This window comes from Klebsiella sp. CN_Kp088, assembly GCF_040064335.1.
In the GTDB taxonomy this organism is placed as follows: domain Bacteria; phylum Pseudomonadota; class Gammaproteobacteria; order Enterobacterales; family Enterobacteriaceae; genus Klebsiella; species Klebsiella aerogenes.
Genome location: NZ_JBEAIQ010000043.1, coordinates 1 through 15,830, shown reverse-complemented (window position 1 = coordinate 15,830; position 15,830 = coordinate 1). Strand labels below are relative to the sequence as shown.

At 57.1% G+C, this 15,830-nt stretch carries 15 protein-coding genes; 13 read left to right on the top strand and 2 right to left on the bottom strand.

Annotation, left to right across the window (positions count from 1 at the left end; translation table 11 throughout):
* Positions 1–693: 693 nt before the first annotated feature.
* The 9 genes from fimE to ABLV08_RS23750 all read left to right on the top strand — a co-directional run bounded on the left by fimE (position 694) and on the right by ABLV08_RS23750 (position 9,867).
* Entirely contained in the window at positions 694–1,290 is a 597-nt protein-coding gene (gene fimE, locus ABLV08_RS23790) for a type 1 fimbria switch DNA invertase FimE (RefSeq protein ID WP_015703357.1), read from the top strand.
* Positions 1,291–1,785: 495 nt separating this feature from the next.
* Positions 1,786–2,334 carry a type 1 fimbrial major subunit FimA gene (gene fimA, locus ABLV08_RS23785; RefSeq protein WP_015369870.1) on the top strand — a complete coding sequence of 183 codons (549 nt, stop codon included), beginning with the start codon at positions 1,786–1,788 and terminating at the stop codon, positions 2,332–2,334.
* Positions 2,335–2,406: 72 nt separating this feature from the next.
* Complete coding sequence (locus ABLV08_RS23780) at positions 2,407–2,946, top strand: fimbrial protein (RefSeq protein ID WP_046883054.1); 540 nt, start codon at positions 2,407–2,409, stop codon at positions 2,944–2,946.
* A gap of 74 nt (positions 2,947–3,020) precedes the next feature.
* Positions 3,021–3,707, top strand: coding sequence for a fimbria/pilus periplasmic chaperone (locus ABLV08_RS23775; protein ID WP_047056773.1), 687 nt, complete (start codon positions 3,021–3,023; stop codon positions 3,705–3,707).
* Positions 3,708–3,788: 81 nt separating this feature from the next.
* A complete protein-coding gene (locus tag ABLV08_RS23770) occupies positions 3,789–6,422 on the top strand; it encodes a fimbrial biogenesis usher protein (RefSeq protein ID WP_325914423.1) in 2,634 nt (877 codons plus the stop codon).
* A 13-nt stretch (positions 6,423–6,435) separates the two neighbouring features.
* Positions 6,436–6,963, top strand: a complete 528-nt coding sequence (locus tag ABLV08_RS23765) for a fimbrial protein (protein ID WP_325914441.1) — start codon at positions 6,436–6,438, stop codon at positions 6,961–6,963.
* 12 nt (positions 6,964–6,975) lie between these two features.
* Positions 6,976–7,479: a fimbrial protein gene (locus ABLV08_RS23760; protein ID WP_032709077.1), complete on the top strand. Its 504-nt coding sequence runs from the start codon at positions 6,976–6,978 to the stop codon at positions 7,477–7,479.
* A gap of 17 nt (positions 7,480–7,496) precedes the next feature.
* On the top strand, positions 7,497–8,402 hold the full coding sequence (locus tag ABLV08_RS23755) for a fimbrial protein (protein WP_045359466.1): 906 nt from the start codon (positions 7,497–7,499) through the stop codon (positions 8,400–8,402).
* Positions 8,389–9,867: an EAL domain-containing protein gene (locus ABLV08_RS23750; protein ID WP_164513138.1), complete on the top strand. Its 1,479-nt coding sequence runs from the start codon at positions 8,389–8,391 to the stop codon at positions 9,865–9,867. The genes ABLV08_RS23755 and ABLV08_RS23750 overlap by 14 nt, the downstream gene beginning before the upstream one ends.
* A 36-nt stretch (positions 9,868–9,903) precedes the next feature.
* On the opposite strand, the gene ABLV08_RS23745 is transcribed toward ABLV08_RS23750, so the two are convergent.
* Positions 9,904–10,176 (bottom strand): GNAT family N-acetyltransferase, encoded by a 273-nt coding sequence (locus ABLV08_RS23745; protein WP_042897693.1) that lies wholly within the window; start codon positions 10,174–10,176, stop codon positions 9,904–9,906.
* Between the two features lie 11 nt (positions 10,177–10,187).
* Positions 10,188–10,418, bottom strand: a complete 231-nt coding sequence (yjdI, locus tag ABLV08_RS23740) for a 4Fe-4S mono-cluster protein YjdI (RefSeq protein WP_015369861.1) — start codon at positions 10,416–10,418, stop codon at positions 10,188–10,190.
* 274 nt (positions 10,419–10,692) lie between these two features.
* On the opposite strand from yjdI, the gene ABLV08_RS23735 reads away from it, so the two are divergent.
* The 4 genes from ABLV08_RS23735 to ABLV08_RS23720 are packed head-to-tail and all read left to right on the top strand — an operon-like array spanning position 10,693 to position 15,410.
* Positions 10,693–10,965 carry a YtcA family lipoprotein gene (locus tag ABLV08_RS23735; protein ID WP_015369860.1) on the top strand — a complete coding sequence of 91 codons (273 nt, stop codon included), beginning with the start codon at positions 10,693–10,695 and terminating at the stop codon, positions 10,963–10,965.
* 6 nt (positions 10,966–10,971) lie between these two features.
* On the top strand, positions 10,972–12,000 hold the full coding sequence (mdtN, locus tag ABLV08_RS23730; protein ID WP_032709079.1) for a multidrug transporter subunit MdtN: 1,029 nt from the start codon (positions 10,972–10,974) through the stop codon (positions 11,998–12,000).
* 9 nt (positions 12,001–12,009) lie between these two features.
* A complete protein-coding gene (locus ABLV08_RS23725) occupies positions 12,010–13,941 on the top strand; it encodes an FUSC family protein (protein WP_348856317.1) in 1,932 nt (643 codons plus the stop codon).
* Positions 13,938–15,410, top strand: coding sequence for an MdtP family multidrug efflux transporter outer membrane subunit (locus tag ABLV08_RS23720; RefSeq protein WP_032715765.1), 1,473 nt, complete (start codon positions 13,938–13,940; stop codon positions 15,408–15,410). The genes ABLV08_RS23725 and ABLV08_RS23720 overlap by 4 nt, the downstream gene beginning before the upstream one ends.
* Positions 15,411–15,830 lie beyond the last annotated feature (420 nt).

Sequence of the window (15,830 nt, the reverse complement as noted above, 5' to 3'; positions counted from 1 at the left end):
GCCACGGATGGCGTTTCGTTGTCGGTTCCCCTCTTACTGCCAGCCCCTGCCCGCCATCCCCGGCAAGACTGTTGCAAATTTGCTCTGTTTAGGCTGCGATAAATTGCAGCTTTCCTCATATATAGATTTTTTCTTGCGAAACATTAATAAAAATTAACCATACGTTAAATATGTTTATTGTTCTTAAAAGTTCTTATTTAGAACATGAAAAAAAACGTTCCTATGCACCTGTAATTCATCAGGATATTAGTTCGTTATTTATTGTTAAATTAATCCTTTCAGCACATGTTTTCCGTTCAATAAATAGCTGGCATTAACTTTTTTCCTTGCTATTTTATGCACCTGCCCGCGACCTGGCACAGCTCTATTGTGGTAAAGAATAAAATAGATAAAAATAAGAATTATCGCGTAGCGATAATTTATATATCCTAAATAATTCAAGTTGCAGGAAGGCGGCAAGAGCGTGAATCCCCAGGAGCATAGATAACTATGTGACTGGGGTGAACGCGCGCAGCCAACACACCTGCAGCTTGAAGTATGACGGATATACATGTGTAAATGTAATGTGATACCTGTTGGTCTTTATCCCTCTCAAATAATACGGGCTTTCCATTCAGATTATTTTTTATGCATCCTGAGATTTTTTCTCAGGCTGTTCCTTGCGAGTAAACTTAAATTCAGGAGCTCAAAATTGTGAACCGACGTCGTTTTCTCACCGCCAAAGAAGTTCAGGCAATGATGCAGGCGGCCCAGCACGGCCCAACCGGCGAACGGGATTACTGTCTGATCCTGCTGGCGTTTCGCCACGGGATGCGTATCAGCGAATTACTCGATCTGCACTATCGCGATCTCGACCTTAACGAAGGACGCATCAATGTTCGCCGCTTAAAGAACGGTTTCTCTACCGTACATCCGCTGCGTTTTGATGAACGCGAAGCGATAGAACGCTGGACACAGCAACGGGCCGGCTGGAAGGCAGCAGGCAAAAGCGACGCTCTATTTATCTCGCGCCGCGGCACCCCGCTTTCACGACAACAGGCCTATCGCATTATCCGCGCCGCCGGGGAAGAAGCGGGAACCGTGACGCATACGCATCCGCATATGCTGCGTCATGCCTGCGGCTATGAACTGGCGGAAAGAGGAGCTGATACCCGTTTGATACAAGATTATCTCGGACATCGTAATATTCGTCATACTGTCCGTTATACCGCCAGTAATGCAGCGCGTTTTGCCGGGATTTGGGAAAGAAACAATCTGTTAGAGGAAAATTTACAAGCGCGGAAGAAATAGGATAACCGATTGATAAAAAGGAAAATTTTTAATATCGAACAAGTCAATTGGGGCCAAACTGTCTATATCATAAAAATGTTTTGTAATCTTTTGCAACTGACAAGTGCATATTTCATCAAAAAAAATTATATCTAATTGATTTACATTGAATTCTCCAACGACCTTTCTTTACTTATCCTCGTCAGACTATCTCGCATTCGCCCGCTTTTCGCTATCGAAGTCAAGTACGCCGTTTTTCCATTCACGGCAAAGTCATAGCTTTTAAATCCATAAAACAAACCATTAGAAGTATATAAATCCAAAATACAACCAACCTTAACAAAATAAAAGCCATAAATCCTGATGAGTCAAAATGGCCCCAATTGACTCATCAGTAGGGGCAAAAACTGTGCAGAACCGGCAGTCGCACCATTCGGCTGATTTATGGAATGCCTGGAAGGCAAGACGACTGCCATTTTTGGTTCGTAATATCGATTTTGTTTAAAGGAAAACAGCATGAAAATCAAAACACTGGCAATCGTTGTCCTGTCAGCTCTGTCCCTGAGCTCCGCGGCGGCCCTGGCCGATACCACCACGGTAAATGGCGGAACAGTGCATTTTAAAGGAGAAATCGTCAACGCAGCCTGTGCAGTCGATGCCGGTTCTATCGACCAGACCGTTCAGTTAGGCCAGGTTCGTTCGGCAAAACTGGCTACCGCGGGCAGCACCAGCTCCGCTGTAGGTTTCAACATTCAGTTAGACGACTGTGATACCTCTGTCGCCACCAAAGCCTCTGTCGCTTTCTCTGGTACCGCGGTTGACAGCACCAACACCAGCGTTCTGGCTCTGCAGAGCTCCGCTGCTGGCGGCGCGACCAACGTCGGCGTACAGATCCTCGACAAAACCGGCACTCCGCTGGGCCTGGATGGCGCTACCTTCAGCGCGGCCACCACGCTGAACGACGGCACCAACATCATTCCTTTCCAGGCGCGTTACTACGCCACTGGCGCGGCTACTGCCGGTACTGCTAACGCAGACGCCACCTTCAAAGTGCAATACGAGTAATTCAAACATCAGACAGGGAAGCATTCCGGGCCAGGATGGCCCGTTATCCACTACGGGATTGGGGTGATAACGATGCAAGGAGTGAAGACAGGTCTGCTGATGTTTCTGTTTCCGCCGCTGGTGCTGGCCGGCAACCACTGGAACGTCACGGTGGCTGGGGGAAACATGCGTTTTCAAGGCGTCATCATCGCTGAGTCCTGCCGTGTTGAAGCCGGCGACCAGCAGATGACCGTCAATATGGGGCAGATCAGCAGTAATCGCTTTCATTCAGCCGGGGAAGATGCCAACCCGGTGCCATTCGATATTCACCTTCAGGATTGCAGCACCGCAGTCAGCCAGCATGTCGGCGTGTCTTTTCGCGGCGTGGCCGATGGCAAAAATCCGGATGTGCTCTCGGTTGGCGAAGGACCGGGTATCGCCACCGGCGTCGGCATCGCGTTATTTGATAACGAAGATCAATTGATTCCGCTGAATAGCCCGCCGGGCGCCTGGCGGCGGCTGTATACCGGCCCCACCACGCTGCATTTTGTAGCCAAATATCGGGCGACCGGCAATCAGGTCACCGGGGGAGCGGCAAACGCGCAAGTTTGGTTCTCTCTGACCTATCAGTAATTAACCAGCAAATATGCCGGAAACAGGAAACAACGGTGAGTACAAAAGGGGTAAACGTGAAAAAGAGACTGGGGATGACGCGCGGACTACTGGCGGGATTATTGATGATAGCCGCAAGCGGTTATTCCGCCTGGGCTCAGGCCGGCGTTGCGCTAGGCGCCACGCGGGTTATCTATCCGGCCGGGCAAAAACAGGTGCAGTTAGGGGTGACCAATAATGATGACAGCAGCACCTATCTGATTCAGTCGTGGGTGGAAAACGCCGACGGCGGCAAAGATGGCCGCTTCGTGATTACGCCGCCGCTGTTCGCCATGCAGGGCAAAAAAGAGAATACCCTGCGCATCATTGACGCCACCAATAAACAACTGCCGCAGGATCGCGAAAGCCTGTTCTGGATTAACGTGAAAGCCATCCCGTCGATGGATAAATCCAAACTGACCGACAACACCCTGCAGCTGGCGATTATCAGCCGCATCAAGCTCTATTACCGCCCGGCGAAGCTGGCGCTACCGCCGGATCAGGCGGCGGAAAAACTGAGCTTTAGCCGCAGCGGTTCGTCGTTAACGTTGACTAACCCTACCCCTTATTACCTGACCGTCACCGAACTTAACGCCGGCACCCGGGTGCTGGAAAACGCGCTGGTGCCGCCAATGGGTAAAACCTCCGTCAAGCTGCCGCCGGATGCCGGTAGCAACATTACTTATCGCACGATTAATGATTACGGCGCGCTGACCCCAAAAATGACTGGCGTGCTGCGTTAATACAGGTTTGGCCCGCCGGGCGGGCCAAACCGCGCATAACAATAAGAACTGACAGCCGGGCGAATTGAGACCGGAGGGACTATGTCACATCTCAAATATGGACAGGACCGTTTTGGTTCCCGCAGCGCGAGGCTCCGCCCACGCGCTATTTTGGCCATGGCGAAACTCCCCGTGGCGCTCTGTTTTGTCCTGCAGGCGGGCTACGCGCAGGCTGAACTCTATTTTAACCCGCGTTTTTTAGCTGACGACCCTGCGGCGGTGGCCGATCTTTCCGGTTTCGAAAACGGGCAAGAGGTGCCGCCCGGCACCTACCGCGTCGATATTTACCTTAACGACGGCTTTATGACCACTCGCGATGTCACTTTTAACCGCGGCGAAAAAGGCCATGGTCTAAGCCCGTGCCTGACCCGCGGCCAACTGGCGGGCATGGGGGTCAATACCGCGGCGGTGAACGGGATGAGCGCCCTCGCCGCCGACGCCTGCGTGCCGCTGACCGAACTTATCACTGATGCCACGACGCGCTTCGATGTCGGCCAGCAGCGCCTGTACCTCACCGTGCCGCAGGCTTTTATGGGCAACCGCGCGCGCGGCTATATTCCGCCAGAAATGTGGGATGACGGCATCAACGCTGGGCTGCTGAACTACAACTTCACCGGTAACAACGTCCATAACGATACCGGCGGCAGCAGCAACTACGCTTATTTAAACCTGCAAAGCGGCCTCAATCTCGGTGCCTGGCGGCTGCGTGATAACACCACCTGGAGCTACAGCAGCGGCGGCAGCAGTTCCAGCAATGAGAACAAATGGCAACACGTCAACACCTGGCTTGAGCGCGACATCACACCGCTACGCTCGCGCCTGACCCTCGGCGATAGCTACACCAACGGCGATATTTTCGACGGCATAAACTTCCGCGGCGCCCAGCTGGCGAGCGATGACAACATGCTGCCGGATAGCCAGAAGGGCTTTGCGCCGGTGATCCACGGCATCGCCCGCGGCACCGCGCAGGTGTCGATCAAACAAAACGGCTATGAGATTTACCAGAGCACGGTCCCGCCGGGCCCGTTCACCATTAACGATCTCTATGCCGCAGGCAACGGCGGCGATCTGCAGGTGACGATTAAAGAAAACGACGGCACCAGCCAGGTCTTCAGCGTGCCGTGGTCAACGGTGCCGGTACTGCAGCGCGAAGGGCACACCCGGTACGCGCTGACCGCTGGCGAATATCGCAGCGGCAACGATCAGCAAGAAGAGCCGAAGTTCTTTCAGAGTACCGTGTTACACGGTCTGCCTGCGGGCTGGACGCTGTATGGCGGTACGCAGCTCGCCGACCGCTACCGCGCCTTTAATCTCGGCGTGGGGAAAAATATGGGCGATTTCGGCGCCGTGTCGCTGGATGTCACCCAGGCCAATGCCACCCTACCCGACGACAGCGATCATCAGGGGCAGTCAATTCGCTTCCTCTATAACAAGTCGCTGAGCGATGTCGGCACCAATATCCAGCTGGTGGGCTATCGCTACTCTACTAAAGGTTATTACAGCTTTGCCGATACTACCTACCGCCGGATGAGCGGTTACGACGTAGAGACCCAGGATGGCGTAATCCAGGTGAAGCCGAAATTCACCGATTACTACAACCTCGCCTACAACAAGCGCGGCAAAGTGCAGCTAAGCGTCACCCAGCAGTTGGGGCGTACCGCCACGCTCTATCTGAGCGGCAGCCATCAGACCTACTGGTCAACCGGCAAAGCGGACCAGCAACTGCAGGCCGGGCTCAACGCGGCGGTGGACGACATCAACTGGACGCTGAGCTACAGCCTGACCAAAAACGCCTGGCAGCAGGGCCGCGACCAGATGCTGGCGGTCAACGTCAATATTCCGTTCAGCCACTGGCTGCGTTCCGACAGCAAATCGGTATGGCGGCACGCCAGCGCCAGCTACAGCATGTCGCACGATCTTGATGGTCGGATAACCAATCTGGCGGGACTTTACGGCACCCTGCTGGAAGACAATAACCTGAGCTATAGCGTGCAGACCGGCTACGCCAGCGGCGGCGAAGGCGATAGCAGCGGCACCGGCTATGCGGCGCTGAACTATCGCGGCGGCTACGGCAACGCCAACGTCGGCTACAGCCGCAGCGACGGTTTCAAACAGCTCTACTACGGAGTCAGCGGCGGTGTGCTGGCCCACGCCAACGGCGTGACCCTGAGCCAGCCGCTGAATGACACGGTGGTGCTGGTGAAAGCGCCCGGCGCCGGTGATGTCAAAGTGGAAAACCAGACCGGGGTGCGTACCGACTGGCGCGGCTATGCGGTGCTGCCTTACGCCACCGAATATCGCGAAAACCGGGTGGCGCTGGATACCAATACCCTTGCCGATAACGTCGATCTCGATGACGCGGTGGTCAGCGTTGTCCCTACCCACGGCGCTATCGTGCGGGCGGACTTCAAAGCCCACGTCGGGGTCAAGTTACTAATGACGTTGACCCATAACGGCAAACCGGTGCCGTTTGGCGCGATGGTCACCTCGGGCAGCAATCAGAGCGGCAGTATCGTGGCCGATAACGGCCAGGTCTACCTGAGCGGGATGCCGCTCGCCGGCAGCGTACAGGTGAAATGGGGCGAAGGCGCGGACGCCAGCTGTATGGCCAGCTACCGCCTGCCGGAAGAGAGTCAGCGGCAGGCGCTGAGCCAGCTATCGGCAGAGTGCCGTTAAGGAACGCATGATGATGAAAAAACCACTTAACCTGTTTGGCGCCATCCTGACGCTCGTCTGCGCCAACGCCTTTGCGGCGGACAGCACCATCACCATCAGCGGCTACGTGCGCGACAACGCCTGCGCGGTCGCCACCGAATCGAAAGAGTTTACCGTCGATCTGATGGATAACGCCGCGAAGCAGTTTAACGCCGTCGGCGCGACCACGCCGCTGGTGCCGTTTCGCATCGTGCTGTCGCCCTGCGGCAGCTCGGTGACGGCGGTCAAAGTCGGCTTTAACGGCACCCCGGATAGCGACAATAACGACCTGTTAAAAATCGACGGCGGCGCCTCCGCGGCGGCGGGCATGGCGGTGCAGATCCTCAACGGCCAGCAGACGATGCTGCCGGTCAACGCGCCCGCTTCGTCGCTCGCCTGGACCACCTTAACGCCGGGGCAGACCAACACCCTCGGTTTTTACGCCCGGCTGATGGCAACCCGCGTACCGGTGACCGCCGGTCACGTCTATGCCACCGCCACCTTTACTCTTGAATTCCAGTAACCGGAGGCTGAGATGAAAGCACACTACGCAGGATGGCTTCTGGCAGGCGCGCTGGCGTTAAACATTATCCCGTTGCAGGCCGCCGACATCACCATCACGGTGAACGGCAAAGTGGTGGCCAAGCCGTGTACGGTCTCCACCACTAACGCCAGCGTCGACCTCGGCGATCTTTATACCTTCAGCCTGGTATCGGCGGGTTCCGCTTCGGCCTGGCACAGCACCGCGCTGGATTTAAGCAACTGCCCGGTCGGCACGTCACGCGTCGTCGCCACCTTTAGCGGCACCGCGGACAGCACCGGCTATTACAAGAATCAGGGTACCGCAGGAAATATCCAGCTCGAACTACAGGACGACAGCGGCACCACGCTCAATAACGGGGCGCAAAAGTCGGTGCAGGTCGACGAAAGCTCGCAGTCGGCGCGTTTTCCGCTGCAGGTTCGGGCCCTGTCGGTTAACGGCGGCGCCACCCAGGGAACCATTCAGGCGGTGATTAGCGTCACCTATACCTACGCCTGAGTCAGGAGAGTTTGTTCATGAAAAAAATCATCGCTCTGTTTACCGCCCTGCTGCTGATGGGCTGGTCGATTAACGCCTGGTCCTTCGCCTGTAAAACCGCCACCGGCGCAACTATCCCCATCGGCGGCGGCTCGGCCAACGTATACGTCAATCTGACCCCGGCCGTTAACGTAGGGCAAAACCTGGTGGTCGACCTGTCGACGCAAATTTTCTGCCATAACGACTATCCGCAAACCATTACCGACTATGTGACGCTACAGCGCGGATCCGCCTACGGCGGCGTGCTGTCGAGCTTTTCCGGTACCGTAAAATATAACGGTACCTCTTATCCGTTCCCGACCACCACGGAAACTTCGCGGGTGATCTACGATTCGACTACCGATAAACCCTGGCCGACCGTACTCTATCTGACTCCGGTCAGCACTGCGGGCGGGGTGGCGATTACCGCCGGATCGCTGATTGCCGTGTTGATCCTGCATCAAACCAACAACTACAACGGCGACTCCTTCCAGTTCGTGTGGAATATTTACGCCAATAACGACGTCGTTGTGCCGACCGGCGGTTGCGATGTCTCCGCCCGCGATGTAACCGTGACCCTACCCGATTATCCGGGCTCGATGGCGGTGCCGGTCACCGTTCACTGCGCGCAGAACCAGAATCTTGGCTATTACCTTTCCGGCACCACCGCCGATAGCGCCAACTCCATTTTCACCAATACCGCTTCCGCTTCGCCGGCACAGGGTATTGGCGTCCAGATGACGCGCAACGGTACCGTCGTTCCAGCCAACAGCAATGTCTCACTGGGTACAGTTGGCACTTCGCCGGTGAATCTCGGGCTGACCGCCACCTACGCGCGCACCAGCGGTCAGGTAACGGCGGGTAACGTCCAGTCGATTATTGGGGTGACGTTTGTCTACCAGTAAAGCCGATATCCCGCAGGCGACGACAGACTACATCCTGTCGCCCTGCGCCATGGCGGCGGCGGGATTAGCCCGCATGGTCGACGACGGTTGCCGCCAGCCGGTATGGCTACAGCCGCGAGTGCAGAGCATGTTGTCGATATCTGCGCCAGCCGACATCCGGCAAATCGTGGTTTTTCTGCCCGACGATCCCTGGTGGCTACTGTTCGTCCTGCGCGAAGCCGCCTGGTTACTCACCCAGGCCAAACGACCTTTGCCCATGGTGATCTTAAGCCGCAGTCCGGCGCCGTGGCTGTGGCAAACCTTACTGCACCAGGTTGGCGACCGCCGCCTGCTGGCCGCCGTGCAGGCGGTCTCTTCCGATCTACCGTGCCGCCGTCTGGCGGCATTGTTGAAAGGCGGCCTGGTCGGCTACCCCGGCCTGCAACAGCTTTCCGCCATTGAGGCGCTGGCGCGCGGCAAGCCGCCGTCGGGCTTAAGCAAAATCGAACTTAACGCCACCCTCGCCCTGCTGTATGGCCACAGCATCACCAGCCAGGCGCAGATCCGCGGCGTCAGTCAGAAAACGCTCTACAACCAAAGAACCTCAGGACTAAACAAGATGGTGGAGTATCATCCGCATCTGGCGAGCCGATTTCCGGGCAGCCGAAGCAAACGCGTAACAGGTCAGGGCATGACCGCGCTGACCCCCTTCGAACGTGAGTTTATCCATGCTATTCACAGCCGGCAGATCTTTCCGGTCTTTCAGCCGATTGTCGACGAGCGCTTACGCCTGCAGGGCATCGAGATCTTATCCCGCTGGCGCAAAGATGGCGTGGTACTGCCGCCGGGCGAATTTCTCCCGCATATTCACTCCGAATACGCCTGGCTATTACTGACCGCCTTTGTCCTGCAGGAAGCGGTGCAGAATATCAATCGCTATCAGGGCGAGTTCTATTTTTCGGTCAATATCCCTCCCTGCATCGCCTATCACGATAATCTTGCCCGTATGATGGAAACCGCCTGGCAACAGCTACAGAACCCGCAGTGGGCCAACCGACTGGTGCTGGAATTTGCTGAAACCGTCGATTTACAGCAGCAAGGAAAAGCGGTGGAGAATATGAGTAATATTCAGCAGCAGGGCTTTCGCATCTTTCTCGACGACTGCTTCTCGCACAGCAGCGTGATGTTCCCGGTACGCACGGCGCGTTTTAGCGGCTACAAGCTGGATATGAGCATCGTCAATGATTTTCAGCGCGACCCGCACGCGCTGGTGTTGATTAAAAGCCTGGTCTACTACTGCCAGTTAACGCAGAACCGCTGCATCGCCGAGGGGGTAGATAGTCTGGAGAAATTTAATCAGCTAAAAGCGCTGGGAGTCGATCGTTTCCAGGGGTATCTGTTCTCACCACCGGTCACTCGCGAGCATCTGGGAGAGATCATTTCGCGATTTTTACCGGATCATGCCACCTGCCGGTTGGCCGGATAATCGCAGCACGGCGCCAGCCACAGCTGGCGCCGTATTTCAGGCGCGAATGTCGTCGTACTCGCGGGTGTTATCGAATTCGTGTTTGGCAAACGGGCACAGCGGAATGATTTTGCGCTGTTCCTGGCGCATTTTTTCGACCACTTTCGCGACCAGCTGTTTACCCACGCCCTGGCCTTTCAGGCTGGGATCGACATCGGTATGCTCAATAATGCTCAGATGTTCACCGGTTGGAACAAAGACAATTTCCGCCACCTGGTTTCCCTCGGCGTCATTAACGTAGAACTTGTTATGGCCTTCCAGAATATCCATCATTTCCTCGCTTATTTGTGGCGATACTTCAATGCGCCGCTGGGACAGGTATCGATCACTTTGACCACCGTGGCCACATCCACCTGATCGGGGATGATCCACGGTTTACGTTTCAGATTGAACAGCTTCGCGCTGCCGCGCACGCAGTTACCCGAGTGCTGACAGATATCGGTATTGAAATAGACATCTATCTTCTCGCCGGTATAGGCCCGGTAGCCCGCTTCCAGTAGTTCTTTATCCATGACATTGCCTCAGTATTTTTATTGTACTTACCTAAGAATAGCTCGCGGCATAGCCGCTGACTATGGAGAAATGAGAAACGCCCTATTTCAATTATTTCGCTAATGATAAAGCGACTTTTTAATACCTACGCGAAATTAAACTATTATCAGAGGATAACCATAACTCGGCTAAGCAAACCATCAGCGCTATAATTTAGGCGGTGTATGAGGGTTTATTTGATCAAAAACGAATAAGCTCAATTGTTCAATGGCATGAACATTCAGGTATCTTCCTTTGAAGCAAATTGTAAAACGGGCGCGCCCGGCATTGTTATTACTTCTTTTGGCGGTCTCCGGTTGCTCTTTATCCCCCGCCATACCGGTATTAGGCGCAGCATTCCCCGGCTGGTTCTTCTGCTTTTTAGGCGGCGCATTACTGCTGATCCCTTGTCATATCCTGATTGCCCGTAAAGGCTGGCAGGCGCGCTTTTCCCCGCTGGTATTAAGTTACCTGGCGTTAATGTTTCTATTTGCCACTATTCTGTGGTTTCTTCTTTTCGCACATTAAATACCTATGACTCAATCCAGCCCAAGCGTTTTACGGAAAAAATGGCCCTTGTTGGCTCTCGTCCTCGCCGCCATTGTGGCGCTGATCGTGGTTATCTGGCAGTTACAGACTTCGCCGGAAACCAACGACGCCTACGTCTACGCCGACACCATCGACGTGGTGCCGGAAGTCAGCGGGCGAATCGTTGAAATGCCGATCCGCGATAACCAGCGGGTGAAGAAAGGCGATCTGCTGTTCCGCATCGATCCGCGCCCCTATCAGGCGATGCTGGACGATGCTAAATCACGGCTGGCGGCGCTTGATGCGCAGATTATGCTGACCCAGCGCACCATCAAAGCCCAGCAGTATAACGCCCAATCGGTGAGCGCCGCGGTAGAGCGTGCGAAGGCGCTGGTGAAACAGACCACCTCGACCCGTATCCGCCTGGAACCGCTGGTGCCGCAGGGATTCGCCGCGCAGGAAGATCTCGATCAGGCGCGCACCGCGGAAAAAGCCGCCCGCGCAGAACTGGAAGCCACGCTGCTGCAGGCCAAACAGGCTGATGCCGCGGTCACCGGCGTCGATGCGATGGTCGCGCAGCGCGCCGGGATCGTCGCGCAAATCGCCCTGGCGGAACTGCACCTGGAGTTCACCGAAGTTCGCGCGCCGTTTAACGGCGTAGTTATCGCCCTGAAAACCACCGTCGGACAATATGCTTCCGCCCTGAAACCGGTCTTTACGCTGCTGGATAACGACCACTGGTATGTGATTGCGAACTTCCGCGAAACCGATCTGCAAAACGTTCGGCCTGGCGTGCCGGCAACCGTGACGGTGATGACCAACCACAGCCGCCCCTTTGACGGCGTCGTCGATTCCGTTGGTTCAGGCGTACTGCCGGAGGGCGGTAGCGTCATTGGCGGGTTGCCGGTGATTCAGAAGAGCATCAACTGGGTACATGTGTCGCAGCGCTTCCCGGTTAAAATCGCGGTGAAAGATCCCGACCCGGAACTGTTCCGCATGGGCGCCTCCGCCAGCGCCGTGCTGCAGGCGAAATAAGGGTCCGGCATGCATAATTTCTGGTTGTTTCTGCAACGGGAGCTCGCCGACGCGCCGGGGCGGGCCAACTATACCCTGCGCCTGACGCTGAGCTGCGCAGTGCTGATCACCCTGTTTATGACCCTGCAGATCCCGTTTCTCGCCGTGGCGCTGATCGTGGTGTTTTACGTCAGCCAGCCGAACATTCTGATGATTAAGCTGGGCAGCGTCCTGTTTTTTGTCACCATCAGCGTGGCGCTGGGGCTGGTGCTGCTGATCATCAAGTGGACCTATGATTTCCCGCTGATTCGCCTGGTCGCTTCGGTATGCCTGTTCTTTGGCGCGATGTATCTGATGCGCGTGCTGGGCAAACTCGGGCTGGCGTTTTTCGTGGTGGCGCTAGCGGTGATTTATGCCCAGACCTTCCCGTCGATGACCAGCCAAAGTGAAGTTCTGGTGCGCCTGCTGCTGTGGCTTTGGGTGGCGATCAATACCGCAACGCTGGTCACGCTCCTGGTTAACGCCTGCTTTCGCCAGGCCTTCCCCGGCTACCAATTCCGCGCCCAACTGGTGGTGATGCAGCGGCAGGTCGCCGACGTGCTGTCGCAGAACGCCGCGCCGCCGACCTTCAAAGAGATCGCCGGGCGTTTTAATCAGTTGCAAGGATTGTTTAAGCAGGCCCGTTTTGCGGCGCCGGAAATTGCCGCCGATCCGTCGCGCTGGCAGGCGCTGATGGCGACCACCCTGCGCTGCTATCACCTCGCGGCGCTGCTGCAACCGGGCGACGATCACGCCGCGGCGCGCCAGCAGATCGCCGCCGCGCTACAGGCGCTGGCGCCGTCGATGAACGAGGGTACGCCGTTTTCATTCTCCGCGCCGGCCATTGATGATCGCGGCGCCAATACGCTGATTTTACAAGAGATGGCGGATGTGCTGGCGAAGCTGGCGCGCGGTGAAACCATCGACCTGCCGCAGGGTGAAGCCGAGACGTCGCCGCTGCTGCTGCCGGATGCCTGGCGCAATCCCGCTTATCTGCATTTCGCCCTGAAAACCCTGCTGGCGACGCTGCTGTGCTACGTCTTCTATACCGCCGCGGACTGGCAAGGGATCCACACCATTATGCTGAGCTGCGTGATTGTCGCCCAGCCAGGGCTGGGGGCGACGATGCAAAAAACCTGGTTGCGTATCGGCGGCGCGCTGCTCGCCACGCTGCTGGCGTTGCTGTTGATCGTCTTTGTACAGCCATGGACCGAGTCCATCGTCGGCCTGCTGGCGATGGTTCTGCCGGTAATGGCGCTCTCGGCGTGGATTGCCGCCGGGTCAGAGCGTATTGCCTACGCCGGGATCCAAATCGGCTTTACCTTCTCGCTGGCCTTCCTCAGCTGGTTTGGCCCACTGACCAACCTGACCGAACTGCGCGACCGGGTCATCGGCATTTTGCTCGGCGTACTGGTCTCATCGATCGTCCATCTTTACCTGTGGCCGGATAGCGAAGCACCACAGCTGAAATCGCGGCTGGCGCAACTCTATCGCCAGATAGCCGACTTCCTGCGCGCGAAAGATGATAAGCCGCAGATGGTGCCGCTGTTCCAGGCGCTGACCACCAGCGAAACGCTGATGCATCGGGTCGCCGCCGAGCCGCTGGGCACTTTCGCGCATCCGTGGCCGCAGGCGAAATCCTGGCCGAGCAAAGCCACCTGGCAGCAGGCGCAGGAGATAGTACGTCTTAGCGAGGGCTACCGGCTGTATGCCGCGCCGGGAGACTCCTTCTTAAGCCGCTGCGCCGAACAGTTACAGGCGTATGCCGATGATATTGAACGTCAGCAGCCGACGGCACCCGTCGCGCCGCTGGTTGTCGATCCGGCTAATCCGTTCGGCGAACCGCTGGCGGCTTTACTGGCCACCCTGCCGGACTGGTCAGACAAACCTTCTGAATTTACGCGACAGGCAGAACCGTCATGATAAAAATGGATGCCGCAGCACGTTTTCTGCGCTACTCACCGCTGGCCTTCGTCATCAGCCTGTTGACAGGATGCGCGCTGATTCAGGACGATCCTGGCGAAGTGCCGATCGTTAATCCGCAACAGGCGCAGCTGGCGCAGGTGATCCACCTGGCGAATAGCGGCTGGCCGGCGGCCCGCTGGTGGGAAGGGTATCACGATCCCCAGCTCAACATGCTGGTAAACCGCGCGCTGCAAAATTCGCCGACCATGCAGGCGGCGCGGCTACGCATCTCACAGTCACAATCCACCGTCGAGCTGGCGCAGTCGGCAATGGGCGTGCAGGCGACCGCCGTGGCGGCGCAGAACCGGATGCGTATAACCGATAAATCCTTTAGCTGGCCCTACTCCTATTCTCTGCCGGTGGATAAAAACGGCCCGTGGTACACGCTCAATACCGTGGGCGTCGGCGCGACGCTGAATATCGATTTATGGGGCGCCGACCGGGCCCGCGTCGCGGCGGCTATTGGCGAAAAGAACGCTCGCCAGGCGGAAACCGCCGGTATCGAACTGGACCTCGCCAGCAGCGTGGCGCAGCTGTACTTCGCCATGCAGGCCACCTTCCAGAAGATCGTTCTGCTGCAGCAGCTAGAAGAAATAGCGCGTCTGTCGGTACAGGCGCATGAACACCGCACCCAGCGCGGCGTGGAGGATAGCGTCGATATCGCCAATGCGCAGGCGGAACTGCTGGGCGCGCAGCAGCAGGTGATTACCGCCCGCGGCACGCTAACCCAGTACCGTGAAACGTTGCGGGCGCTGATTGGCGCCGACGCGCAGAGTATGCCGGAGATCCACCCGGTCGCCCTGCCGGCGTTGCAGGAAACGCTGCCGGATTCACTCTCCTTCGAATTGCTGGCGCGTCGCCCGGATCTGCAGGCCCTGCGTGGTTATGTGACCGCTTCTATGAGCCAGGTAGATGCGGCGAAAGCGGCCTTTTATCCGCATTTTGATATTAAAGCCTTCTGGGGATATAACGCGCTGAGCGTTGGCGATCTGTTTAAGTCGTCCTTCCAGCAGATTAACCTGCTGCCGGGGCTGTATTTGCCGATATTCGATGGCGGCCGCCTGAACGCCAATCTCAAGTCGGTACGTACGGCGAGCAATATCCTGATTAAGCAGTACAACCAGGCGGTGCTGGATGCGGTACGGGACGTGGCGATAAGCTCCAGTCAGCTTAACGATCTCAACCAGCAGGTGGCGCTGCAGGAGTTGAAGGTGACGGCAGCGATGGCTACCACCCGCAGCGCCAGCGCCCATCACCAGCGCGGCCTGTTAAGCCGCTATGCCGCACAAGAAGCGCGGCGACCGGCCATCGCCCAGCAGCTGTTATTGCTGGATATTCAGGCCCAGCGCCTTAGCACCGATATCACGCTGATTAAGGCCCTCGGCGGCGATTACCGCGGCCCGGCGGTGGGTTCTGCAAAACCGTAACCCTGCTAAGCGTAGCGCGAGCAGGGAAATCCCCGGATAGCGGCTTACGCCTTATCCGGGCTACCGTTCTGATGAAGCCCCGGCAGTGGGTTGCGCAGAACCGTAGCCCTGCTAAGCGCAGCGCGAGCAGGGAAATCCCCGGATAGCGGCTTACGCCTTATCCGGGCTACCGTTCTGATGAAGCCCCGGCAGTGGGTTGCGCAGAACCGTAGCCCTGCTAAGCGCAGCGCGAGCAGGGAAATCCCCGGATAGCGGCTTGCGCCTTATCCGGGCTACCGTTCTGATGAAGCCCCGGCAGTGGGTTGCGCAGAACCGTAGCCCTGCTAAGCGCAGCGCGAGCAGGGAAATCCCCGGATAGCGGCTTGCGCCTTATCCGGGCTACCGTTCTGATGAAGCCCCGGCAGTGGGTTGCGCAGAACC